Annotated in this window: 22 protein-coding genes; 17 read left to right on the top strand and 5 right to left on the bottom strand. The window is 66.4% G+C overall.

What is annotated here, in order from left to right; all coding sequences use genetic code 11:
- Window positions 1-38: 38 nt before the first annotated feature.
- Window positions 39-710, bottom strand: a complete 672-nt coding sequence (locus E0504_RS18710) for an outer membrane protein (protein WP_131625253.1) — start codon at window positions 708-710, stop codon at window positions 39-41.
- Between the two features lie 229 nt (window positions 711-939).
- On the opposite strand from E0504_RS18710, the gene rlmN reads away from it, so the two are divergent.
- The 10 genes from rlmN (at window position 940) to E0504_RS18665 (ending at window position 9,479) form a co-directional block, all read left to right on the top strand.
- Window positions 940-2,190: a 23S rRNA (adenine(2503)-C(2))-methyltransferase RlmN gene (gene rlmN, locus E0504_RS18705; protein ID WP_131625252.1), complete on the top strand. Its 1,251-nt coding sequence runs from the start codon at window positions 940-942 to the stop codon at window positions 2,188-2,190.
- Between the two features lie 149 nt (window positions 2,191-2,339).
- Window positions 2,340-2,681: a glycine zipper 2TM domain-containing protein gene (locus tag E0504_RS18700; RefSeq protein WP_207974466.1), complete on the top strand. Its 342-nt coding sequence runs from the start codon at window positions 2,340-2,342 to the stop codon at window positions 2,679-2,681.
- A gap of 113 nt (window positions 2,682-2,794) precedes the next feature.
- The gene (locus E0504_RS18695) at window positions 2,795-3,571 is read left to right on the top strand and encodes an SDR family oxidoreductase (RefSeq protein ID WP_131625251.1); all 777 of its coding nucleotides are present in this window, start codon (window positions 2,795-2,797) and stop codon (window positions 3,569-3,571) included.
- Window positions 3,568-4,236: a cytochrome b/b6 domain-containing protein gene (locus E0504_RS18690; protein ID WP_131625250.1), complete on the top strand. Its 669-nt coding sequence runs from the start codon at window positions 3,568-3,570 to the stop codon at window positions 4,234-4,236. The genes E0504_RS18695 and E0504_RS18690 overlap by 4 nt, the downstream gene beginning before the upstream one ends.
- Window positions 4,226-4,963: a molybdopterin-binding protein gene (locus E0504_RS18685; RefSeq protein ID WP_131625676.1), complete on the top strand. Its 738-nt coding sequence runs from the start codon at window positions 4,226-4,228 to the stop codon at window positions 4,961-4,963. Before E0504_RS18690 ends, E0504_RS18685 begins: the two co-directional genes overlap by 11 nt.
- Before the next feature lie 169 nt (window positions 4,964-5,132).
- Window positions 5,133-5,675, top strand: a complete 543-nt coding sequence (locus tag E0504_RS18680; RefSeq protein ID WP_207974463.1) for a hypothetical protein — start codon at window positions 5,133-5,135, stop codon at window positions 5,673-5,675.
- 92 nt (window positions 5,676-5,767) lie between these two features.
- A complete protein-coding gene (locus E0504_RS18675; RefSeq protein ID WP_131625249.1) occupies window positions 5,768-6,982 on the top strand; it encodes an argininosuccinate synthase in 1,215 nt (404 codons plus the stop codon).
- 854 nt (window positions 6,983-7,836) lie between these two features.
- A complete protein-coding gene (locus tag E0504_RS18670; protein WP_207974462.1) occupies window positions 7,837-8,358 on the top strand; it encodes a septal ring lytic transglycosylase RlpA family protein in 522 nt (173 codons plus the stop codon).
- 147 nt (window positions 8,359-8,505) lie between these two features.
- Window positions 8,506-8,679: a hypothetical protein gene (locus tag E0504_RS50420; protein WP_165938550.1), complete on the top strand. Its 174-nt coding sequence runs from the start codon at window positions 8,506-8,508 to the stop codon at window positions 8,677-8,679.
- A gap of 239 nt (window positions 8,680-8,918) precedes the next feature.
- Window positions 8,919-9,479, top strand: a complete 561-nt coding sequence (locus E0504_RS18665; RefSeq protein ID WP_131625248.1) for a hypothetical protein — start codon at window positions 8,919-8,921, stop codon at window positions 9,477-9,479.
- On the opposite strand, the gene E0504_RS18660 is transcribed toward E0504_RS18665, so the two are convergent.
- Window positions 9,442-11,457, bottom strand: coding sequence for a protein-disulfide reductase DsbD (locus E0504_RS18660; RefSeq protein WP_207974461.1), 2,016 nt, complete (start codon window positions 11,455-11,457; stop codon window positions 9,442-9,444). The genes E0504_RS18665 and E0504_RS18660 overlap by 38 nt on opposite strands.
- 43 nt (window positions 11,458-11,500) lie before the next feature.
- On the opposite strand from E0504_RS18660, the gene E0504_RS18655 reads away from it, so the two are divergent.
- Window positions 11,501-12,721, top strand: coding sequence for a UbiH/UbiF/VisC/COQ6 family ubiquinone biosynthesis hydroxylase (locus E0504_RS18655; RefSeq protein WP_131625246.1), 1,221 nt, complete (start codon window positions 11,501-11,503; stop codon window positions 12,719-12,721).
- On the opposite strand, the gene E0504_RS18650 is transcribed toward E0504_RS18655, so the two are convergent.
- Genes E0504_RS18650 through hemC form a run of 3 tightly spaced genes read right to left on the bottom strand, consistent with a single transcriptional unit; the run spans window position 12,715 to window position 15,249 of the window.
- Window positions 12,715-13,602, bottom strand: a complete 888-nt coding sequence (locus tag E0504_RS18650) for a hypothetical protein (protein ID WP_131625245.1) — start codon at window positions 13,600-13,602, stop codon at window positions 12,715-12,717. The two genes, E0504_RS18655 and E0504_RS18650, sit on opposite strands and share 7 nt — an antisense overlap.
- Before the next feature lie 43 nt (window positions 13,603-13,645).
- The gene (locus tag E0504_RS18645; protein WP_207974460.1) at window positions 13,646-14,326 is read right to left on the bottom strand and encodes a uroporphyrinogen-III synthase; all 681 of its coding nucleotides are present in this window, start codon (window positions 14,324-14,326) and stop codon (window positions 13,646-13,648) included.
- Complete coding sequence (hemC, locus tag E0504_RS18640; protein WP_131625244.1) at window positions 14,323-15,249, bottom strand: hydroxymethylbilane synthase; 927 nt, start codon at window positions 15,247-15,249, stop codon at window positions 14,323-14,325. The genes E0504_RS18645 and hemC overlap by 4 nt, the downstream gene beginning before the upstream one ends.
- A 46-nt stretch (window positions 15,250-15,295) precedes the next feature.
- Here hemC and tsaD point away from each other — a divergent pair, with 46 nt between their 5' ends.
- The 6 genes from tsaD to E0504_RS18610 all read left to right on the top strand — a co-directional run bounded on the left by tsaD (window position 15,296) and on the right by E0504_RS18610 (window position 21,042).
- Window positions 15,296-16,333: a tRNA (adenosine(37)-N6)-threonylcarbamoyltransferase complex transferase subunit TsaD gene (gene tsaD / locus E0504_RS18635; protein ID WP_131625243.1), complete on the top strand. Its 1,038-nt coding sequence runs from the start codon at window positions 15,296-15,298 to the stop codon at window positions 16,331-16,333.
- 11 nt (window positions 16,334-16,344) lie between these two features.
- Complete coding sequence (locus E0504_RS18630) at window positions 16,345-17,328, top strand: NAD(P)H-dependent glycerol-3-phosphate dehydrogenase (protein ID WP_131625242.1); 984 nt, start codon at window positions 16,345-16,347, stop codon at window positions 17,326-17,328.
- Window positions 17,329-17,414: 86 nt separating this feature from the next.
- Window positions 17,415-18,869 carry a lipopolysaccharide biosynthesis protein gene (locus tag E0504_RS18625; RefSeq protein ID WP_131625241.1) on the top strand — a complete coding sequence of 485 codons (1,455 nt, stop codon included), beginning with the start codon at window positions 17,415-17,417 and terminating at the stop codon, window positions 18,867-18,869.
- Window positions 18,866-19,399: a hypothetical protein gene (locus E0504_RS18620; RefSeq protein WP_131625240.1), complete on the top strand. Its 534-nt coding sequence runs from the start codon at window positions 18,866-18,868 to the stop codon at window positions 19,397-19,399. Before E0504_RS18625 ends, E0504_RS18620 begins: the two co-directional genes overlap by 4 nt.
- Before the next feature lie 69 nt (window positions 19,400-19,468).
- Window positions 19,469-19,828: a response regulator gene (locus E0504_RS18615; RefSeq protein ID WP_131625239.1), complete on the top strand. Its 360-nt coding sequence runs from the start codon at window positions 19,469-19,471 to the stop codon at window positions 19,826-19,828.
- A gap of 38 nt (window positions 19,829-19,866) precedes the next feature.
- A complete protein-coding gene (locus tag E0504_RS18610; protein WP_131625238.1) occupies window positions 19,867-21,042 on the top strand; it encodes an acyl-CoA dehydrogenase in 1,176 nt (391 codons plus the stop codon).
- Window positions 21,043-21,054 lie beyond the last annotated feature (12 nt).

Here is a 21,054-nt window from a genome sequence, read left to right as displayed (position 1 = left end):
AGCGCCCCGCCCTTCCCTGGGTTTACCGCTGGTAGCGCTTAGAAACGCACACCGGCGGTGGCGACGACCTGGTGACGATCGGTGTCGAGGTTGAAGCGGCTGGAGTCAGGCGTGTCGCCTTCGAAATCCACTTCGCCCTTGCCGTACTTCGAATAACGGTATTCCGCGCCGATATAGGCCTTGCGGCTTACCGCGAATTCAGCACCCGCACCAACGCGCCAGCCATCGGTGTCCAGCTTCTGGGCGAGGTTGACCGTTCCGTCGCTGCCCGTGACCGAGAAGCGCTGGTTGGTGTAGCCTGCCTTACCATAGATCATCGTGGTCGGGCTGGTGACGTAACCGACGCGGCCACCGACATAGATCTCGCGATCCGCCTGGACGTTGCCGAGGTTGAACACCGTGGGCTGGTCGTTGTTGAAGTCACGGCCAGCGGTGCTGCCCGAATACGAAGCTTCGGCACCGACGCGGAAGTTCGGGCTCGCGGCGAAATCATAGCCAACCACGCCGCCGTAGGTTACGCCGTCAACCGACTGCTTGAGGTCGCGGGTGTTGTCCACGTCCTCAGTGCTGCCCGAGCGGATGTGATCGTAGCCCACTTCGGCGCCGGCGCGCAGACCGCTAAACGGGATCTCGCTGGCGGTCTGGGCCATCGCGGGGGTCGCCAAGACCACCAACGAGGCGGCGGCGAGCGATGCGATCTTGTACTTCATGGGGGTACTCCGTCTTTCTTTCGTCCGGTCCGGCGCAGTGCCGTGACCTTGGACACGCTGAACGGGGGGCAGCGGCGCCAGTTTCATGAACCTGAAACAACAAGAAACCTGTGGTGTTTCAGCAACAATCTAATCGACGAAGAGTCGTTCGTGTCCGACATCTGGAGGGAACCCGGGCTGGATTGCGAGGTTTGCGCGCGCGCCCTTGAATACCTATATGCGCCGCTTCATGACCGACACTGCCCTCATGTCCATTCCGGGTCCAATCGACCCGGTGCCCGTCGCGCGTCCCGATGCCGCCGATGGCCTCACGCCGCGGTCTGACGGGCGGATCGACCTGCTGGGTCTTCCGCGTGAGCGGATCGCCATCTTCCTGGCCGAGGCGGGTTTGGACGATAAAGCGGCCAAGCTGCGCTCGCGCCAGGTATTCCACTGGATCTACCATCGCGGGGTAAGCGACTTCGAAGCGATGACTGACATCGCCAAGACTATGCGCCCTTGGCTCGCTGAACGGTTCGTCATCGGTCGGCCCGAGATTGTCGAGGCGCAGCACTCCACCGATGGCACGCGCAAGTGGTTGCTGCGCACCGCGGATGGACACGATTTCGAAATGGTGTTCATTCCCGATGCCGACCGGGGCACGCTTTGTGTGTCCAGCCAGGTCGGATGCACGCTTAATTGCACGTTTTGCCACACCGGCACCATGCGGCTGGTGCGCAACCTCACGCCGGGCGAGATCGTCGGTCAGGTGATGCTGGCACGCGATGCGCTTGGTGAATGGCCGCGTGGCTCGATGGCCGGACTGGAAGACGAGGAAGACGCCGGTCACTACTCGTCCGATGGGCGCCTGCTGACCAACATCGTGATGATGGGCATGGGCGAACCGCTGTACAATTTCGAAAACGTGAAGTCCGCGCTTCGCATCGTGATGGATGGCGCCGGGCTTGCGCTGTCCAAGCGGAGGATCACGCTGTCGACCAGCGGCGTGGTGCCGATGATGGCACGCGCGGGCGAGGAAATCGGGGTGAACCTCGCGGTATCGCTTCACGCTGTGAACAAGGAAACGCGCGATGAGATCGTCCCGCTCAACCGCAAGTACGGCATCGACGAGCTGCTGACCGCCTGCGCGGCCTATCCGGGGGCGTCGAACGCGCGGCGGATCACGTTCGAATACGTGATGCTGAAGGACAAGAACGACAGCGATGCCGATGCACGGGAGCTCGTCCGTCTGCTGAAGCACTACAACCTGCCGGCGAAGGTCAACCTGATCCCGTTCAACCCATGGCCCGGCGCGGCCTACGAGACGTCTTCGCCCGAACGGGTACGGCGCTTCTCCGAAATCGTGTTCGAAGCCGGCATCAGTGCCCCGGTGCGCACCCCGCGTGGACGCGACATTGATGCAGCTTGCGGCCAGCTCCGCACAGCAGCCGAGAAGAAGAGCCGTGCCGAACGAGATCGCGAAGCAGCTGCGGTAGCGTAGACCGCATCACGGGCACGACTTATCGCCGGATCGGGGCATCTCGTCGTGAAAAGCGTTAGGCAACAAAGCGTTCATCTGAGGTTGTGGACCCCCTCGCCAGCTTGAGCGTCGACAGTTCAAGTCGCTCATTCGAGGGAAAGGAAAACCCCGTGAAAAAGATTGCTCTCGCCCTTGCCGCCACTGGCCTCATGGTTCCCGCCGCCCCGGCGCTCGCCGACCATCATCGTGGGCATCATTACAAGCAGAAGCAGCAGCGGTATTATTCGACCGATAACGGCATCCGTTACTGGCAGGGTGAAGACGGCCGGCGCTACTGCAAGCGCTCGGACGGGACCGTGGGCCTGATCGTCGGCGGTGCCGCGGGTGCCCTGGTTGGCCGCGCGATCGACACGCGCGGCGAACGGGCCACCGGCACGATCCTGGGTGCCGCTGCCGGTGCCCTGCTCGGCCGCCAGGTTCAGCGCGGCAGCAGCTCCTACCGCTGCCGCTAAGCACATCGCTTCATCGGGTCGCATCTGATGAACGAGCGCGCCGTCTCCTTCGGGGGGCGGCGCGTTTTGCTATGGGCTTTGTTATGGTGCGCCGCTGTGCTTGAATGGCGGAGATGAGTGATGCCCCGCCCTCCCCTCCCGCCGTCCTGGTCACCGGCGGAGCGCGGCGGATCGGCGCGGCCATCGCCCGACGCTTTGCCGCTGCCGGGTGGCGCGTCATCATCCACTATGGCCGCTCGGTCGCCGAGGCAGAGCAATTGGCCGCCGAGTTGCCTGGAGCCGTCGCCATCCACTGCGATCTGGCGGACGGGGATGCGGCCGAGGACATGGTGGAGCGGCTGGCGAGCTATCTTCCCGACTGGCGCTGCCTGGTGAACTGTGCGTCCGTGTTTGACGCTGACGACGTATCCCGCCTCGACGCCGATACCTTCCGCCGAGCGATCCGCGTCAACGCCGAAGCTCCAGCGCGCATGGCGCAGGCGTTTCTCGCCAAGGCGCAGGCGGGCGGCGGACGGCGGGTTATCCAGGTGACCGATCAGAAGCTTGCCAATCCCAACCCGGATTTCTTCAGCTACACGCTGAGCAAGCACGCCATCGCCGGCGCCATCCCGATGCTGGCGATGGGAGCCTGCGGCCCGGACGATCGAGTATACGGGCTCGCCCCGGGCGCCATTCTCGCCAGCCACGACCAATCGGAAGACGAGGCGGCGATCAGTCACCGGCTCAACCTGCTCGGTCGCCGGACCGATGCAGACGAGGTCGCGGACGCGTGCCTGTGGCTGTCGCAGGGATGGCTGGCGAGCGGTGAGACCCTGTTCATCGACAGCGGCCAGCACCTGATGGCGCAGCCGCGGGACGTGATCTACCTGGCCCGGGAAAATGCCGCGTGAAGCGGCACGCGCTCTCCGCCCGGATCTGGCACTGGGCGAACTTCGCCTGCCTCGTGATCCTGTTCATGAGCGGGCTCAACATCTCCAACGCGCATCCCTGGCTCTACTGGGGCGAACGAGGGTTTCATCCGTCCGAAGCGTGGCTGGCGGTCACCCGCTTTCCGGGATGGGCGACGATCCCGGGGTATTACAGCCTTGCCGGGGCACGGGAGTGGCACCTGGCCGTCGCCTGGCCGTTCGCGCTTCTGCTGGCCTTCCTGTGGCTGGCGATTTTACTCAACGGCCACTTCCGCCGCGATCTGATGACCCGCCGCCGCGAGTGGCGCGGTTCGGCCATCGCCGCCGATATCAGGGCGCACCTGCGGTTCGATTTCGATCGCGGAGACGCCAAGTTCAACTTCCTGCAAAAGCTGTCCTACGGTGTGGTGCTGGGAATCCTGCTGCCGGGCATGGTGCTGACCGGCATGGGCATCAGTCCGGGCCTGGAGCCGATCATGCGCCCGCTGAGCGACTTGGTCGGCGGGCGGCAGTCGATGCGATCGCTGCATTTCATCCTTGCTTGGAGCCTGTTCGGGTTCCTGGTCCTCCACGTCGCGCTGGTGCTGGTATCCAGTCCGCTGAAGCAGATGCGCGCCATGATCACGGGCGGCCGTGATGCACCGTAGGGGCTTGCTGGCAGGAATCGCTGCGCTGGCGACAGGCGGCTGCGCCAAAGTCGCCGACAGCGGCACGGGGCAGGCGCTGCTGGGTGCTGCGGAGACGTGGCACATGAACGCACAGCGCTTCCTCACCGGTCGGAACGCACTGGCGACCGAATTCACGCGCGCCGACATCTCGCCATTCTTTCGCGGCAATGGAACGACCGCAATCGACACGCCAGAGTACGCCGCCGCGAAGGCGACGGATTTCGCCAACTGGCGGCTGACCGTCACCGGGCTCGTCGCGCATCCGCTGACCCTCAGCATGGAAAACATCCGCCGCCTGCCGCAGCGCACGCAGATCACCCGCCATGACTGCGTCGAGGGTTGGAGCGCGATTGGCGAATGGACCGGCCCGCAGCTTGCCACCATCCTGCGCGGCGCGACGCTGCTTCCGTCCGCACGCTTCATCGTATTCCGCTGCGCAGACACGCTGGGCGGCGCGCCTTATTACGAGAGCATCGATCTGGTCGATGCGTTTCACCCGCAAACGATCATCGCGCACATGCTCAACGGAGCCCCTTTGCCGGAGCGCAACGGCGCGCCCCTGCGCCTGCGGGTAGAGCGACAACTGGGATACAAGCACGCCAAATATCTGACCGGGCTGGAGATCGTGTCCGACCTCTCGGACATACACGGCGGCCACGGCGGATACTGGGAGGACCGCGGATACCATTGGTATGCCGGCGCCTGATTGTGCCGGCTGAAGAGCCACGTGAGGCGTAATTTGCTTACGTTCACCCGCACGGCGCCACAGCTTGGCATGTCACGTCTTGCACAAGGCAAGAGCACCGGTACTAGCGCGAGGCGCCGGATTGGCGCGTCAGCGCAGTGACGAGCAACGAAACGGATCGGTCGCAACGATGAAACTTGTCCCATCGCGGTTCATCGCTCTGCTGCTGGCGGTATGCGCTGTCATGGTGCCGCAAGTGGCCCTGGCCAAAGTCTCGGTTGCCTTCCACAGCTTCAACGGGTCGCTCCTGTTCGGGCGCTACCCGCACGCTTTCGTGGTGTTCGAGGGCACCTTGGACGACACCGGTGAGCGGGTATATTCCAACTACGGATACACTGCGGTGACCGCGGGTCCTGCCGTGCTTGCGGGGCCGGTCCGGCAGACGATGATGTCCGAAAAGGACAAGTACATCCGCTCCACCAACCGGCATTTCACGGTCACGGTGTCGGACGCAACGTATCGCAAGATGATCGCGGAGGTGGCCGCCTGGCGCGATAAACCAGGCAAGAACTACGTGCTCGACAGCAACAACTGCATCCACTTCGTTGGCGCGATCATGCAGCTCGCGGGGGTGCGAGTAACCTACCCCTCCTCGATGGTCCGCAAGCCCAAGGCGTGGATGAACCACATCACCAGGCTAAATCCGCAATTGGGCGCGCGGCAGATTCCCTAGCGCGCCGCGGCACCGGCTTCACTTGCCGCACCTCCGGCAGTCGCCTAGGGCGCGGCGCCACTGGCACACCCTATCAGTTCCCGGGAACCGACATGACCGACATCAACAAGGTCGTCCTCGCCTATTCGGGCGGCCTCGACACCAGCGTGATCCTGAAGTGGCTGCAGGTAACCTATGGGTGCGAGGTGGTGACATTCACCGCCGACCTGGGCCAGGGCGAGGAGCTGGAACCCGCGCGGGCGAAGGCGCGGCTGATGGGCATTCCCGACAGCAACATCTACATCGACGATCTGCGCGAGGAATTCGTGCGCGACTTCGTGTTTCCGATGATGCGCGCCAATGCTCGCTATGAAGGCGACTACCTGCTCGGGACCTCGATCGCGCGGCCCCTGATCTCGAAGCGATTGATCGAAATCGCGCGCGAGACCGGTGCCGATGCGATCGCCCATGGCGCCACCGGCAAAGGCAACGACCAGGTCCGCTTCGAACTGTCGGCCTACGCGCTCGATCCCGACATCAAGGTTATCGCGCCGTGGCGTGAGTGGGATCTGACCAGCCGCACCGCACTGATCGCCTGGGCCGAAAGCCACCAGATCGCGGTCTCGAAAGACAAGCGAGGCGAAAGCCCGTTTTCGACCGACGCCAATCTCCTGCACACCTCGTCCGAGGGCAAAGTGCTCGAGGATCCGTGGGAAGAAGTGCCCGACTATGTCTATTCGCGCACCGAGGAACCCGAGAACGGTCCCGATGCGCCCGAATACATCACGATCCATTTCGAACGGGGTGACGGGGTTGCGGTAAATGGCGAGGCGATGAGTCCGGCGACCTTGCTCACCGCGCTCAACGAATTTGGCCGGCGTCATGGCATCGGTCGTCTCGACCTGGTGGAAAACCGCTTCGTCGGGATGAAAAGCCGCGGCATGTACGAGACGCCGGGCGGCGAGATCTATGCGCGCGCCCATCGCGGGATCGAACAGATCACGCTCGACCGCGGAGCGGCGCATCTCAAGGACGAGTTGATGCCGAAGTATGCGGAGCTCATCTATAACGGCTTCTGGTTCACGCCAGAACGCGAGATGCTGCAGGCAGCCATCGATCTGAGCCAGGAAAAGGTGTCCGGTACGGTCCGGCTCAAGCTGTTCAAGGGCCAGGCGCAAGTGGTCGGCCGCAAGTCGCCCAACTCGCTCTATTCGGAGCGGCACGTCACTTTCGAGGACGACGCCGGCGCGTACGACCAGAAAGATGCTGCCGGGTTCATCAAATTGAACGCCCTGCGCCTGCGGCTGCTCGCCCAGCGAGATCGTTGATTTAAAACCAAGGATTTTGTGCAGTTCGACTGCGCGAGTTTTTTATCCACCGATGTCCACAGGGAAAACCGGGGACAGTGGATAAGTGGCCACTTGTGTCCTTGCCCGACTCGGCTCCAAAGCGCAGGTTCGGGTCATCGAGAGGAAACGAAATCCTTCAACTGGACAGGCTTAACAGCTTGAACGGAAAATGGATTTTCTACCGATCGTGATGGCGGCACCTGTCCGCGCAGACCTTGAGATCGTCGAATATCGGGCTTCGGTTCGATGCCAGGCGATCACCAGATAGGAATGCGAACGCGATGCAGTCATCGGCTGGACAGACCCAGCCATTCGGATGGCACGGTGTGCAGGCTTCGGCCAGGTATGCAGTGTCAAGGAATGGTCGGGAATGATCGGCCTCGGAACCGGATGTCGGCGCTGGATCTTCGGATTCGCGCCAGCGGAAGGAACCGGATGCCGGTGCGAGCACCGGTGACAGAGCTGACGGAACGCCGGTCTTCGGATCGATCGACCTTCAGCAACGACACTGGGCGCCAAGTGCCTTCTCCGGAAGGTCCACGCGCTGGTGAGAGTGGGGTCGACCTTCGGGTCGGCCCCATTTGCGTTGAAGCCGCGCATGACAGCTTTGCTTGAGATGCAGCCGAGCGGTGGCTGAGCGAATCGGGCCTGAACGGCTAGCTCAATTGCCCGCACGAAGCGGTCGTCAGCCTTTGGTTGGCCGAACTATCGTGGTTAATCTTGAGTAACCACACGATGAACGGTTTGCGCGATGGGGCGAAGCGAGCGCGCAGGGGTGCCTCCCAAGCATAGACGCGGGTAAACCGCCCGCCATGCAAAGAACTAACAAACGCATGTCGCGCCAGATGTTACGCAGCGTCGTTTTCGCTGCCGCCGTCATGCTACCGGCATCTGCCAGCGGACCGGCATTTGCAGACGCAGGTGTTTCAGCCAGCCGCGAGAATTTCGCAGCGTCCTTCGCCAGTCTCAACACCGCCGCCAGCGCTTTTGTTCCCTCGACCGGGATGGTTGACGTGACCGCCATCCAGCCGAGCGAAGAGCCTGAGATCGAAGGCGCAGGACGGTCTATCGGCAGCGGCATCGCCAGCTACTACGGCAACGAACTCGCCGGAAATCGCACCGCGAGCGGTGAGCGGTTCGATCCGGGCAAATTGACCGCCGCGCATCGCACCCTGCCGATGGGTAGCCGCGTCCTTGTCACCAATGCGGCGAACGGCAAATCGGTGATCGTCCGGATCAACGATCGTGGCCCGTTCCACGGTAACCGGGTGATCGACCTGTCGAAGTCAGCTGCCAGTCGTATCGGCCTGATCGCTCGCGGCAGCGGGCGGGTAGAGATGGCGTTGCTGGACTAACCTTGCGCCTTGGGCGCGATCGCAAGTCGATTGCGCGCGGCGCGAAACGCTGCCTCTCCGATGTCTGACCCCGAACCTGGTGCGACGCCCGGAAAGTCCTGTTGTTTCACGCGTTGATGATCTGCACGCACACACGAAAGGATCATCATGCAGAGTGAAATTCTCAGCATCGCGACCATAGTCGGCCCCATCCTCATGCTCGCCGTGATCATCTGGGCCTACATGCGCAACAAGTCCGCCAGTCGCTCGACAACTCAGCGCGCTGAGCGCGGCGCTCGCGAACTGCGGGAGGAAATCGAGCACGACCGCGATCCCATCTGAGGAGCGCCGAGGCTGCTGGCGGTCGCACCTCCGCCCCTCACGCCTTGATCTGATGCCGTCCACCGTTTCGCCACAGGCTCAGCCTTGGAGAAATTGACCGCGCGCGAGGCGGTGCATAGGACCGGGCAGATGACAATTAGCTCAGGGGCGGCGCTGACTGCGTTTGCCATTTCGACGTGCTTGCTCGGCGAAGATCTACAAAAGCTGGCGCAGGATGTGCGTGGCTTAACCCGCTCCCGGTGAAGCGTTTCGCGGGCCTTTTCCTGTGCGTGCTGGCGGCTTGCCGTCCGCCGGCGAGCGACGATTACGTTCAGCGCATCGAGCTGAATGCCGAGCGCGGTCCCACGGTGGAACCGACCTCGCCGCAGGTCGAAGGCGCGATATGGGCGCCCGGCGGAGGGTCTGAGCGGATCGTGTTCGGCAAACCGGGTTCGCCCCCATACCTAGCGCTTGCGTGCATCGGCACGGGCAGCAGGCGCGCCGTCGAGATCACCCGCTTCGCGCGAACGGATCCCAGGGCGCGCGGCATGATGGCCCTAGTTGGCAACGGACATATCGAGCGGCTGAAGATCGATGCCGAATGGAACGGCCGGGGGTGGTTGTGGCGCGGTCGCTACCGCCCGGCTGACGAACGGCTCGATGCGTTCACCGGCACGCGTAAACTGGAATTGACGATCCCGGGCGCCGGCACGTTGGTGCTGCAGGGCAGCAATGAACCCGGCCAGTTGATCGACCTGTGCCGACGCCAGTCCGCGCCCACAATCAGGGTTGAGCCTGCAGCGACCCTTCCGCCAGGCTGACGAGATTGTCGACGGTGAGGACCTGCGGCAGAACCTGTGCCTCGCCTCCCGGAGCATACCACAAATAAAGCGGGATGCCGGCCGCCCCATGGCGAGTGAGGAAGCGGGTGATTGCCGGATCGCGCCGCGTCCAGTCGCCCACCAGCGGCACCACGCCCGCCTTTTCAAAGGCCTTGCGGGTCGCCTCACGCTCGATCGCCGCCCGCTCGTTCACCTTGCAAGTGAGGCACCAGTCGGCGGTGAACCAGACGAAGACTGGCCTGCCCTCCGCCCGTGCGCTCGCGAGCGTCGCCTCGGAGAACGGTCGCGCGGGGAGCACGCCCTCGGTCGCGCTGGCAGGCGGCGCAACCATACTGGGCAAGGCCACTGCCATTGTCACTGCGAGTCCGGCGCTCAATCCGGCCAATGCAGTTCGCCGGTTCGCGCCTTGCCAGAGCGCCGCCAGCGCCGCGATCGTCAGCACGGCGAGAATTGCGGCCCCGGCCGCGAAAGACGCTCCACCCAGACGCCAGCAAAGCCACACCAACGCGGCCACCGTCAGCCCCATGGGTACCGCCAGCGCGCGGCGGAAGCGCTCCATCCACGGCCCCGGGCGCGGCAGCAGGCGGCGCAGTGGAGGCAGGAACCCCAACAGCAGGAACGGTAGCGCAAGACCCAGGCCAAGCGCGCCGAACAGCAGCAACGCCTGCGCCCACGGCAACAGCAGCGCCGCGCCCATCGCCGCCGCCATAAACGGTCCTGTGCACGGGGTGGCGACAAACGCCGCCAGCAGTCCGGTGGCGAAGGCGCCGGCCGGCTGGCCCCCGCGCGTCACCGACAGTGACGGCAGGTGGAACACGCCCGCCAGATTGGCGGTGATCGCCGCCGCCAGCACCAGCAGCGCAACCACCACCGCCGGTTCCTGCAACTGAAAGGCCCAGCCGACCATCTCCCCCGCTGAGCGCAGCGCGAGCAGCAACACGCCAAGCGCCAGCGTCGCCAGCATGACCCCGGCGGTGTACGCGATCCCTTCTGCCCGAGCCTGCGCATCGCTCTCACCCGCGCGTGCCAGGCTCAGCGCTTTCAGGCTGAGGATGGGAAACACGCACGGCATCACGTTCAGGAGCAGCCCCCCGGCCAACGCGCCGAGCAACAGCAGCCATATCGGTCCGGCCTGCCTGTCTCCGGTCTTGAGCGGCACGCCGCCCGTCGGGACTGGCCCGGGTACGGCGCTGAAGCGTACCCCCTCCCCGTTGCCCAGCGCCAGAATGCCGCTCATGGTCTGCGGTCGTCCGGCGCCCGCCGCCAAGGGGATTTCGGCAATCAGCAGGTCGCCCTCAGCAGCGAACGTCTGGACCGCGGCGTATCGGACAAGATCGCGCTGCTCGAGGAACACGTGAAGGTCGGGCTTGGCCAGCGTGGCCGGCAACGGAATGGCGATGCGCAGCCGCCCCCGCTCGCTGGCGAAGCTGGCCGTGCGGTCGATCAGCGCGGGAATCGCCGCGCGCCAGCGATCGAACTGCGCGCCTGGCTGAACTTGCGCCAGATCGAGCGTGAGGCGCTCTTGTTCAGGCACGCAAATCTGATCGGTGCAGGCGAGCCACTGCGCATCGACCGCAATGGGCGCGGGCCTGGCCGCAGCCGACGAAGACGGAATCTCGACATCGATCAGCACCGCGTACTGCCCTTCGTACACGTGGTTCATCAAGCCACCGATGACGAGCCGCTGCGGCACTGGGTATTGCGGCTCTCCCGCTTGCCACCCGGGCGGCAACTTCCACTTGAGCGTCAGGCCGTATCCGGCGTCGCCGGGGTTCTTCCAGTAACCATGCCACCCGGGTTCCGGCGTAAAGGCGATAGCCAGGGTAAGCGGTTGGCCCGGACGAACCGGTCCCTCGGCCACCAGGCGCGCGGCGATGTGGTTGGGCCGCGCCTGTGCCGTCGCGACATCGGGCATCAGCAGGGCCAGGAATGCACACAGCACCGCCAGAAGGGGCAAGGACCTTGCGCGCATCGTGACTTGCGCTCTAGGGCCCGTGGACATGGACGACAAGCGCGACCTCGTGATCCTGGGCGGCGGACTCGTCGGCATGACGCTGGCGCTGGCTGCGGCAAGCAAGGGCATCTCCAGCCACGTCGTCGATCGGGCCGATCCCGCCGAATTGACGGCGGTGGGCTTCGATGGCCGCGCCTCCGCCATTTCGACCGCCAGCTGGAACCTGTTCGGCAACATCGGCCTCGCAAGCGCGTTGGAGCCTTTCGCCTGTCCGATCGAGCGCATCGCCGTCAGCGACCAATTGAAGCCGGGCCAGATCGATTTCGTGCCTGAACCGCACGAAGGTTCGCTCGGCCGCATGTTCGAAAACCGGCGTCTGAGGCTGGCGCTGTTCGAAGCCGCGGAGCAGCAGCCGCTGATCGCCTTCCATCCCCGCGCCGAAGTGATCGAGCGGGAACGCGGGGCGCATGGCGTGGCCGCGCGACTGCGAGATGGGCGCACGCTCACCGGCAGCCTGATGGTGGCGGCGGAAGGTCGGCGCTCGCCCACCCGCGAAGAAGCTGGCCTGCCGTTGGCGCAGTGGGATTATCGCCATCGGGCCATCGTGACAGGGCTGATCCACGATTCACCGCATGGCGGAACCGCGTGGGAAATCTTCTATCCGGCGGGCCCCTTTGCGTTGCTGCCGATGCTCGACGACGAAGCCGGCAACCATCGCAGCGCGCTGGTGTGGACCGTTGCGGAAAAGGACGCGGCGGGGACGCTCAAGCTGGGCGACCGCGCTTTCCTGGCCGAAGTGAACAAGCGGATGGGCGGGGTGCTCGGCACCGTCACCGCGGCGGGTCCGCGGGCCTCCTATCCGTTGAGCTTCCAGCACACCGCGCGGATCGTGGCCGACCGGCTGGCGCTGGTGGGCGATGCGGCCCATGGCATCCATCCGATCGCTGGCCAGGGTCTGAACCTGGGCCTGCGCGATGTCGGCGCACTGGTCGAAGTAATCGCTGAGGGGATGCGGTTGGGCCTGGAGCCCGGCGATGCCCAGTTGCTGGCGCGCTACGAACGGTGGCGCAGTCTCGATAGTATGTCGGTGGCGCTAGCAACCGATGGGCTGACCTGGCTGTTCGGCGTCCCGGGAAAGACCGCCAGCGCGGTGCGCCGACTCGGCATGGGCGGGGTCCAGCGCATGTCGCCGCTGAAGCACTGGTTCATGGATGAAGCGCGCGGCGTATCGGGCGCGCTTCCTGAATTGCTGACCGAACGCTACTGAGCGGCAGGCGTAGCCGCGACGGCCGGACTGAGCTGCTCGACCGGCTGGCCGGCGCCGTTACGCAAGGTGCGCGGCTCCTGCACCGCAGCGGTCTCGATCAATTCCAGCGCCCGCTGCGCCCGCTCATACCGGCTGGCATCGGCGAGCCACTGCGCCGCGTTCAAGGACCCGGGCAGAAGCCGCACCTCGGCCATAGCCTTGTCCACCCGCCCGCTTTCCAGGAACATCCGCGCGCGCTGGAACCGCCGCTCCGGCTGAGGCGAAGGCGTGGTTTCGCGGCGGATCACGAACATGTTCGAGAGCTCTTCACCCAGGCGGCTGAGGCTGGGCCGTCCCGACCCCCGCTCAAGGCTGGGCTGGAGACCGTCGAGACGCGCCACCAGGACGTCGCGGGTCACGGGGTTGCCCGCAAAATCGAGCACCGTCTGCACCGCGTTGGGCTGAGCATCGCCGAACCGCAGGCGGAGCTGATCCGCCAGATAGCCCAGTTCGCTACCGCGCTCCAACGCCCGGCGCGCGGCAAACGCGATCAGAAGGCCTTCCGCGCGCGCCGCGTTACCGCCAGCCGCCTGCGCCTGAAGGTCGAGCCGGGCGATCCGCTGTTCGGCCGCCGCGAGCCGCTGGTCGAGGCCGCCCTGGGTCTCTTGCACCCTGGCAACCGCAGCGGCGGCAGTCTCGCTCGGCACGGGGCGGGCAGGTGGGCCGGCCAGGGGCGCCTGCTCGGTCGGTGCGGGCGCGGGAGAGGCGACGCCGGGTACGAAAAAGCCGCGCCACGCAAGGTAGCCGACCACCGACGCTCCCAGCAGGAACGACGCCAAAACTGCAAACAAGACCGGCTTCAACGACGAGCGCGGACGGCTCGTGGTGGTGTAATCGTTCATCAAGTCCCGTTCTGCGAACCCGGGCATCCCGCCCTTGTCGACGTCAATCTTGGCACAACCTCGCCGCCAAGGCCAGCAGGCGCGTATCGGAGGGCTGGTCGGCCGCCAAGGCGGTTCGCCATCCATTCCCCGAGGCGGTCACGATCCGGGGGCCGAGGCCGGCGATGGAGACAGGCGCGCGGTCGATCGCCAGGCGATCGCACTCCCCGGCGAACCGCTCCGCCGCGTCCGCGGAATGCAGCAGCACCACCGCACCTCCGCGCAGCACAGCCGGCACCGCGGGGTCCAGATCGACCGGCTGCGCGCGGTAGACCACCCGCTCGGCCATCGTGCATCCGCCGGGCACCTGCAGCGCGATCCGCTTTTCCCCGCCAAGACGCAACAACCTGACGGGCGTGGTGAAAGCATCGATCACGGATTGCAGCCCGCCCTCGCCCGTACCCGCGACGGTGAACCCTGCGGCGCGGGCTGCCTGCGCGGTGCGCTCCCCGACAGCGAATACCGGTAGGCCCGTCAGCCGGGCGAGATCCGTCCCGCCGCAGCGGAAGGCATTGGCGCTGCCCGCGATGATCGCATCGTATTGGGAAGCGTCCGGCACCTGCCAGGCCACGGGCTCCATCGCGGACAGGGGCGCCCCCATCGCGGTCAATCCCAGGGCTTCGGCGGCGGCCAGTGTTTCGCTGAGCCCCGGTTCGGGCCGCAGCACGATCAGCGGTTGCGTCACGGTCCGCTGAACAGGGCGGCGATTCCCGGCGTAGCGCGGGCCAGCAGGTCCGCCGCCAGCCGTCCGGCCGCCGCGTGATCACCGGATGCGAAGGTCGCGGTGCCCTCCACCCGCTCCGCCCCGTCCGCGCTGAACAGTGCGGCGGTCATCGCGAGGTGCGTTCCGTCGGAACGGGTGAGCACGGCAATGGGCGACTGGCAACTGCCGCCCAGGCCCGCCAGCAAGGCGCGCTCCGCCATGACTTCCGCCCGACTGGGAGCGTGGTCCACCGCCGACAGCCACTCCCGGGTCTGGGCGGCGTCCGCGCGGCATTCGATCCCGATGGCGCCCTGCGCGGGAGCCGGCAGCCAGTCGGAAGTTTCCAGCGGATGTCCCGTGCCGGTTTCCCCCAGCCGCTCCAGCCCGGCCGCCGCGAGCAGGGTCACGTCGGCCTCTCCCGCCGCCAGCTTGGAGATGCGGGTCGCCACGTTGCCGCGGATCGGCACCACCTGCACGTCCGGCCGCCGGTACAGCATCTGGGCGGCGCGGCGCGGCGCGCTGGTGCCGACCCGGGCGCCTTCGGGGATGCCCCGGATGCTGGCGGCACCGAGCAGGACGTCGCGTACGTCCGCGCGCGGGAGCACGGCGGCAATCGTCAGCCAATCGGGCCGAATGGTCTCGACATCCTTCAGCGAGTGGACCGCCCCGTCGATCCGGCCATCCTCGAGACAGGCGTCGAGTTCCTTGGTCCACAGCGCCTTGCCGCCGATCTCCGCCAGCGGGCGGTCCTGCACCTTGTCCCCGCTCGCCAGCACCGGCACCAGTTCGATCGCGCTTTCGTCCCACCCGTGCGCCTTGCACAACCGCGCGCGCGCCTCATGCGCCTGCGCCATGGCAAGCGGTGAGCGGCGGGTTCCGAGGCGAAGCTTGGGTGTCACAGTCATCGGGTGCGCTTGCCGTAGCCAAGCAAAGCTCTAAGTGAAAGCAACGATGGGTGTGGTGCTGGGCATTGAATCGAGCTGCGACGAAACCGCAGCGGCGCTGGTCGCAGGCGATCGCACGATCATCGCACAGGCCATCGCCAGCCAGGACGAAGCGCACGCGCCCTATGGCGGCGTGGTGCCCGAAATCGCCGCGCGTGCCCATGCCGAACGGCTGGCGCCGATGATCGAGGCGGTGATGCGTGACGGTGGGCTCAAGCTGGGCGACCTCGATGCCGTCGCCGCCACCGCCGGGCCCGGTCTCATCGGCGGGGTCATGGTCGGGCTGGTCACCGCCAAGGCGCTGGCGATGGCGGGCGAGGTTCCGCTGATGGCGATCAATCACCTGGAAGGCCATGCGCTCAGCCCGCGCCTCGCGGATCCGGCGCTGGCGTTCCCTTACGCCCTGCTGATGGTGTCCGGCGGGCACTGCCAGATTCTCCGCGTGGAAGCCGTCGGACGATACCGGCGACTCGCGACTACCATCGACGATGCGCTGGGCGAAGCGTTCGACAAGACGGCCAAGATACTCGGGCTCGGGTTCCCCGGCGGACCGGCGGTTGAGCGGCTTGCGCGGGAGGGCGATCCGAAGGCTGTCCTCCTCCCCCGCCCGCTGGTCGGCAGCGGGGAGCCGCACTTCAGCTTCGCCGGCCTGAAAAGCGCGGTGCTGCGCGCCCACCAGAGCGGCCTTCATGCCGATGCGGACCTTGCCGCCAGCTTCCAGCAGGCCGCGATCGACTGCGTGGTCGATCGGCTTACCCATGCCCTGCACGCGATGGAGCCGGTCGAAACGCTGGTCGTCGCTGGCGGGGTGGCCGCGAACCAGGCAGTGCGTCGCGCTCTCGAAAGCCTGGCCGCGGCGCAGGGCTTGCGCTTCTCCGCGCCGCCGCCGGCGCTGTGCACCGATAATGCCGCGATGATCGCGTGGGCCGGGCAGGAGCGGCTGGCGATCGGTGCCCCGTTCGATCCGCTCGACATCGCCGCCCGGCCCCGCTGGCCGCTCGATCCCGCAGCCGAGCCGGTGCGCGGCGCAGGATACAAGGCTTGAGTTCCGCCTCTTTGCAAGTCGCGGTGCTCGGCGCGGGGGCGTGGGGGACGGCGCTGGCGCAGATGCTCGCCAGCGACGGGCGCGAGGTGCTGTTGTGGGCGCGCGAACCGGAGCTGGTCGAGGAGATTAACACCCGCCGCACCAATAGCCTGTTCCTCCCGTCCGCCACGCTCGCGCCGTCGATCCGCGCGACCAGTGATCTGAGCGATCTGGCGCAGGCGGAGTTAATTCTCGCCGTCGCGCCGGCGCAGCACCTTGCCGCCGTGATCGAAGCGATGCCGGCGCATCCGCGAGACCTGGTGCTGTGTTCCAAGGGCATCGAAGCGGGCACCGGGCGACTGATGAACCACGTGGCCCGCGATGCCGCTCCCGAAAGCGAAATCGCGGTCCTGTCCGGGCCCACGTTCGCCCACGAGGTCGCAGCCGGCTTGCCGACCGCGGTGACGCTGGCTTGCGCCGGCGGCGATGCGCAATGGCAGCGGTTGGCGCCGGCGATCGCGCGCCCGGCGTTCCGGCCTTACTATTCGGACGACGTGGCAGGCGCTGAGATCGGGGGCGCGGTCAAGAACGTGCTGGCGATCGCCTGCGGAGTCGTCGACGGGCTCGGGCTCGGGCAGAACGCCCGCGCGGCGCTGATCGCCCGGGGTTATGCGGAAATGCTCCGCTTCGGCGAGGCGCTGGGAGCGCAGCGCGACACCCTGGCTGGCTTGTGCGGCCTGGGCGACCTGGTGCTCACCTGCTCGTCAACCGCCAGCCGCAACTTCAGCCTCGGCAAGGCGCTCGGCGAAGGGGGCGATCCGGAGCAGCTTATGGCCGACCGGCGCACCGTAGCCGAAGGCGCGCACACCGCCCCGGTGCTCACCGAGCTGGCGGCGCGCCATGGGGTCGCCATGCCGATCGTGGCGGCAGTCTATCGCCTGCTGCACGGCGCCCCTGCCCGCGACATCGTTGCGGAACTGCTCGCCCGGCCTCTGGGTGCAGAGACCGACGCGTGAATTCAGACCGCGATCAGGGTGACATTGCCGCTCTGGCCAAGGGCGGCCGGCAGAACTTCTTCGGCTTCCTGCTGCGCCTTGCGGGGATGCTGCCGTTCCTGTTCATCGCTGGCCGGCTCTACGGCGCGGCCGCGCTCGGCCGCTATGCCTCGGCCCTGGTCGTGGTCGAGATCGTCGGACTGATTTGCTCCATGGGCGAGAAGCGCGGGCTCGCCCAGCGGTTGACCGAGGATCCCGACAGCCGCCCCGCCAACGTCGTGTTCGACGGCATGCTCATCGCGCTTCTCGCCGGATCGGCCGCCGCGGCGTTCTTCTGGCTGGTGCCGGCACCGCTGTTTCCGAGCGGGGAATACACCCAGCTCGACCGGCTGATCGTGCTGGCGATCCCCGCCTATGCGTTGACCGAGATCGTGCTGGCCGCGCAGGCGTATCGCTTCGACATCGCCACCACCGTCCGCGCGCGTTCGATCGTCCTTCCCTGGACGCTGTCGATCGGTGCCGGCGTGCTGTGGTTCGTGGTGCCAGAATCCGGCCTTGCGCTCGCATACCTCGCAGCGACCCTGGCGGGGCTCGCCACGGGACTGTGGTCGTTCCTGAGGACGTATGGCCTGCCGCGCGCCTGGCACCCGCGGCTGGGCGAGATGGCCCGGCTGACCACCCGCGCGTTGCCGCTGGCCACCGCCGATGCCATCGAATGGGGCACCCGGCGGCTCGACATCTTCATCCTGGGCCTATTCGCGGCGCCGAGCGCGGTCGGGGTCTATTACGTCGCGCAGCAGGTCGCTTCGCTGCCGCAGAAGCTGAAGACCAGCTTCGAGCCGATCCTGGGGCCTGTGATCACCCGCAATCTCAAGGACAAGAACTACGCGGCGATCGCCCGGCAGGTGTGCCAGGTGGGCTTCTGGATCACCGCCGCGCAAGCCGGAATCGGGCTGGCACTCGGCATTCCGGGAGAAGCGGTGATGGGGCTGATGGGTCCGAACTTCGTCGGCGGGACCGGGGCGCTGGCGTTCCTGCTGGCGGCGGAGGTCGTAGCCTCCACCGCGGTGGTGTCGGAAGCGGCCCTGATCTACGTCGCGCGGGTCCGCAATCTGTTGATTTCGGTCGCGACGATCGGGCTGCAGGCGTTGCTCACGGTGACGGCCATGCTGATGGTCGATCGTTTCGACCTGCCCGAGACCTGGAAGGCCGCCGGCGCGGCGGCGGCACTGATGCTGGCGCTCGGGGTCGCAAGCCTGGTGAAGTCGATCGTGCTGAGCCGCTTCCTCCAGCATCGGATCAACAACTGGCGCTGGGCGCTGGTATATGCGGCCGCGCCGGCCATCCTGGTCGGCTGGGTGGCGACCATGCTGCCCGAATGGGCCGAACTGGCGATCGGGGTTCCCGCGATCCTGTTGGCGTACGGCTGGGTGATCTGGCGGTTTGGCTTCGGCCCGGAAGACCGGGTACTGTTTCGTCGTAATCTCGAACATGCCGATGAAGCGATCGATGCCGAAGCCGCCGCGATCGCCGGCGCACCTGCTAGAAAGGTAGAACCATGAACGATTTCGTCACTGCCAACTGGCCGCTGATGGTAATCGCGACTTTGGTGGTCATCGCGCTGCTGTGGTGGCTGCTGGTCGCCTCGCGGCGCACCCGGGTCCAGATCGACCGGCACGATATGCTCGATGAGGATGCCGCGCCCGCCGCGCGCAACCACGCGCTGATCGATGCGCCGCCCGCCGCGGCGCCATCGGTCGTGGTGCCCCCGCTGGTGCCTGATGCCATCGGCGGCGCTGGCGTCGCGGTCGCCGCCGCGGCGCTCGAGGCACGGCGGGACGCAGGGGAAATCGCCGGTGACGATCTCACCCGCATCAAGGGGCTGGGTCCAAAGCTTGCCGCCACGCTCAACGACCTTGGCGTGTCGCGTTTCGATCAGATCGCGGGGTGGAGCGATGCTGACATCGACCGGATCGATGCGCAGCTCGGGCGCTTCCAGGGCCGCATCCGCCGCGATGACTGGGTCGGCCAGGCCCGCCTTCTGTCAGCTGGGGACGAGGCCGCGTTTCAGGCGAAGTTCGGCGCCGTCTGATAGGGAACAAAATCAAGTTTTCGGGGTTAATGCGCGATCCACCCTGAACCCCGTGCACAAGGAATAATCATGGCTCAACAGTGCGTCCTCGTGGCCGAAGATGAGCTGATCATCGGGGTGGACCTGTGCGATACCGTGGAGGAAGCCGGGTACGATGTCGCGGGCCCGTTTGAATCCTCGAGTTCCGCAATCGACGCTATCGAGCGCCGCAAGCCGGACCTCGCGATCCTTGACGTGCGGCTCGGTGACGGTGAAGTGTTTCCTCTCGCTGAAAAGCTGATGGCGGCGAACGTGCCGGTGATCTTCCACTCCGGCGAATTTTCACCGAGCGAGGTGAGCGGCCGCTATCCGCAGGCGCACGCGCTGGCCAAGCCGTGCCCGCCCGATCAGATCATCGCCACCATGCGAGAGGCTCTGGCCGAAGCCTGACCTTGCACGCGGTGCCCGGTCCTGCAAAGGATCGGCGCATGACACCATTCGACTGGCAGGACCCGTTCAGCCTCGACGCGCAGCTTTCCGAAGACGAGCGCATGATCCGCGACGCCGCCCATGCGTTCGCGCAATCCGAATTGCAGCCCCGCGTGATCGAGGCGTTCGCCAACGAGGTCGATGCGCCCGAGCTGTTCCCGCTGATGGGTCGCGCCGGACTGCTTGGCGCCACGGTTCCCGAGGAATACGGCGGCGCGGGCGCGAGCTATGTCGCCTACGGCCTGATCGCACGCGAGATCGAACGGGTGGATTCTGGTTACCGCTCGATGGCGAGCGTGCAGTCCAGCCTCGTGATGTACCCCATTCACGCGTACGGATCCGAGGAGCAGAAGCGCAAATATCTGCCCGGTCTCGCCAGCGGTGAATTGATCGGCTGCTTCGGCCTGACCGAGCCTGACGCCGGTTCCGACCCTGGCGGGATGCGCACGTATGCCAAGCAGGATGGTGACGGCTACTCCTTGTCGGGCGCCAAGACCTGGATCAGCAACGCCCCGTTCGCCGACGTGTTCGTCGTCTGGGCCAAGAGCGAGGCGCACGGCGGCGCGATCCGCGGGTTTATCCTCGACAAGGGCATGGCGGGCCTGTCCGCGCCCAAGATCGATAACAAGCTGTCCTTGCGCGCCAGCACCACCGGCATGATCCTGATGGACGAGGTCAAGGTCGGCGCCGATGCGCTGCTGCCCGAGGTGTCCGGGCTCAAGGGTCCGTTCGGCTGCCTCAACCGCGCCCGTTACGGCATCTCGTGGGGCGCGATGGGCGCGGCCGAATTCTGCCTTCACGCCGCGCGCCAGTACGGCCTCGACCGTGAGCAGTTCGGCGTGCCGCTCGCCTTCAAGCAGCTCTTCCAGCTCAAGCTCGCCGACATGATGAGTGAAATCGCCCTGGGGCTCCAGGCGTCGCTTCGCGTGGGCCGGCTGATGGACGAGCACGCCTTCGCGCCCGAGATGATCTCGATCGTCAAGCGCAACAATGTTGGCAAGGCGCTCGATATTGCGCGCAAGTCGCGCGACATGCACGGCGGCAACGGGATCAGCGGCGAATACCAGGTGATCCGCCACATGGTGAACCTGGAAACCGTGAACACCTATGAAGGCACGCACGATGTCCACGCGCTGATCCTCGGCCGCGCGATCACCGGAATCCCGGCGTTTTGACGCATCAGAAGC

The sequence above is a fragment of the Parafrankia sp. BMG5.11 genome (genome assembly GCF_004337455.1).
This window is presented reverse-complemented; position numbering and strand designations above follow the sequence as displayed.

What these genes read in the sequence shown, in the direction of transcription:
- E0504_RS18710 (WP_131625253.1), bottom strand. Translation starts at nt 710, where the DNA reads ATGAAGTACAAGATCGCATCGCTCGCCGCCGCCTCGTTGGTGGTCTTG.
- rlmN (WP_131625252.1), top strand. Translation starts at nt 940, where the DNA reads ATGACCGACACTGCCCTCATGTCCATTCCGGGTCCAATCGACCCGGTG.
- E0504_RS18695 (WP_131625251.1), top strand. Translation starts at nt 2,795, where the DNA reads ATGAGTGATGCCCCGCCCTCCCCTCCCGCCGTCCTGGTCACCGGCGGA.
- E0504_RS18685 (WP_131625676.1), top strand. Translation starts at nt 4,226, where the DNA reads ATGCACCGTAGGGGCTTGCTGGCAGGAATCGCTGCGCTGGCGACAGGC.
- E0504_RS18680 (WP_207974463.1), top strand. Translation starts at nt 5,133, where the DNA reads ATGAAACTTGTCCCATCGCGGTTCATCGCTCTGCTGCTGGCGGTATGC.
- E0504_RS18675 (WP_131625249.1), top strand. Translation starts at nt 5,768, where the DNA reads ATGACCGACATCAACAAGGTCGTCCTCGCCTATTCGGGCGGCCTCGAC.
- E0504_RS18670 (WP_207974462.1), top strand. Translation starts at nt 7,837, where the DNA reads ATGTCGCGCCAGATGTTACGCAGCGTCGTTTTCGCTGCCGCCGTCATG.
- E0504_RS50420 (WP_165938550.1), top strand. Translation starts at nt 8,506, where the DNA reads ATGCAGAGTGAAATTCTCAGCATCGCGACCATAGTCGGCCCCATCCTC.
- E0504_RS18655 (WP_131625246.1), top strand. Translation starts at nt 11,501, where the DNA reads ATGGACGACAAGCGCGACCTCGTGATCCTGGGCGGCGGACTCGTCGGC.
- E0504_RS18650 (WP_131625245.1), bottom strand. Translation starts at nt 13,602, where the DNA reads ATGAACGATTACACCACCACGAGCCGTCCGCGCTCGTCGTTGAAGCCG.
- hemC (WP_131625244.1), bottom strand. Translation starts at nt 15,249, where the DNA reads ATGACTGTGACACCCAAGCTTCGCCTCGGAACCCGCCGCTCACCGCTT.
- tsaD (WP_131625243.1), top strand. Translation starts at nt 15,296, where the DNA reads ATGGGTGTGGTGCTGGGCATTGAATCGAGCTGCGACGAAACCGCAGCG.
- E0504_RS18625 (WP_131625241.1), top strand. Translation starts at nt 17,415, where the DNA reads ATGCTGCCGTTCCTGTTCATCGCTGGCCGGCTCTACGGCGCGGCCGCG.
- E0504_RS18620 (WP_131625240.1), top strand. Translation starts at nt 18,866, where the DNA reads ATGAACGATTTCGTCACTGCCAACTGGCCGCTGATGGTAATCGCGACT.
- E0504_RS18615 (WP_131625239.1), top strand. Translation starts at nt 19,469, where the DNA reads ATGGCTCAACAGTGCGTCCTCGTGGCCGAAGATGAGCTGATCATCGGG.
- E0504_RS18610 (WP_131625238.1), top strand. Translation starts at nt 19,867, where the DNA reads ATGACACCATTCGACTGGCAGGACCCGTTCAGCCTCGACGCGCAGCTT.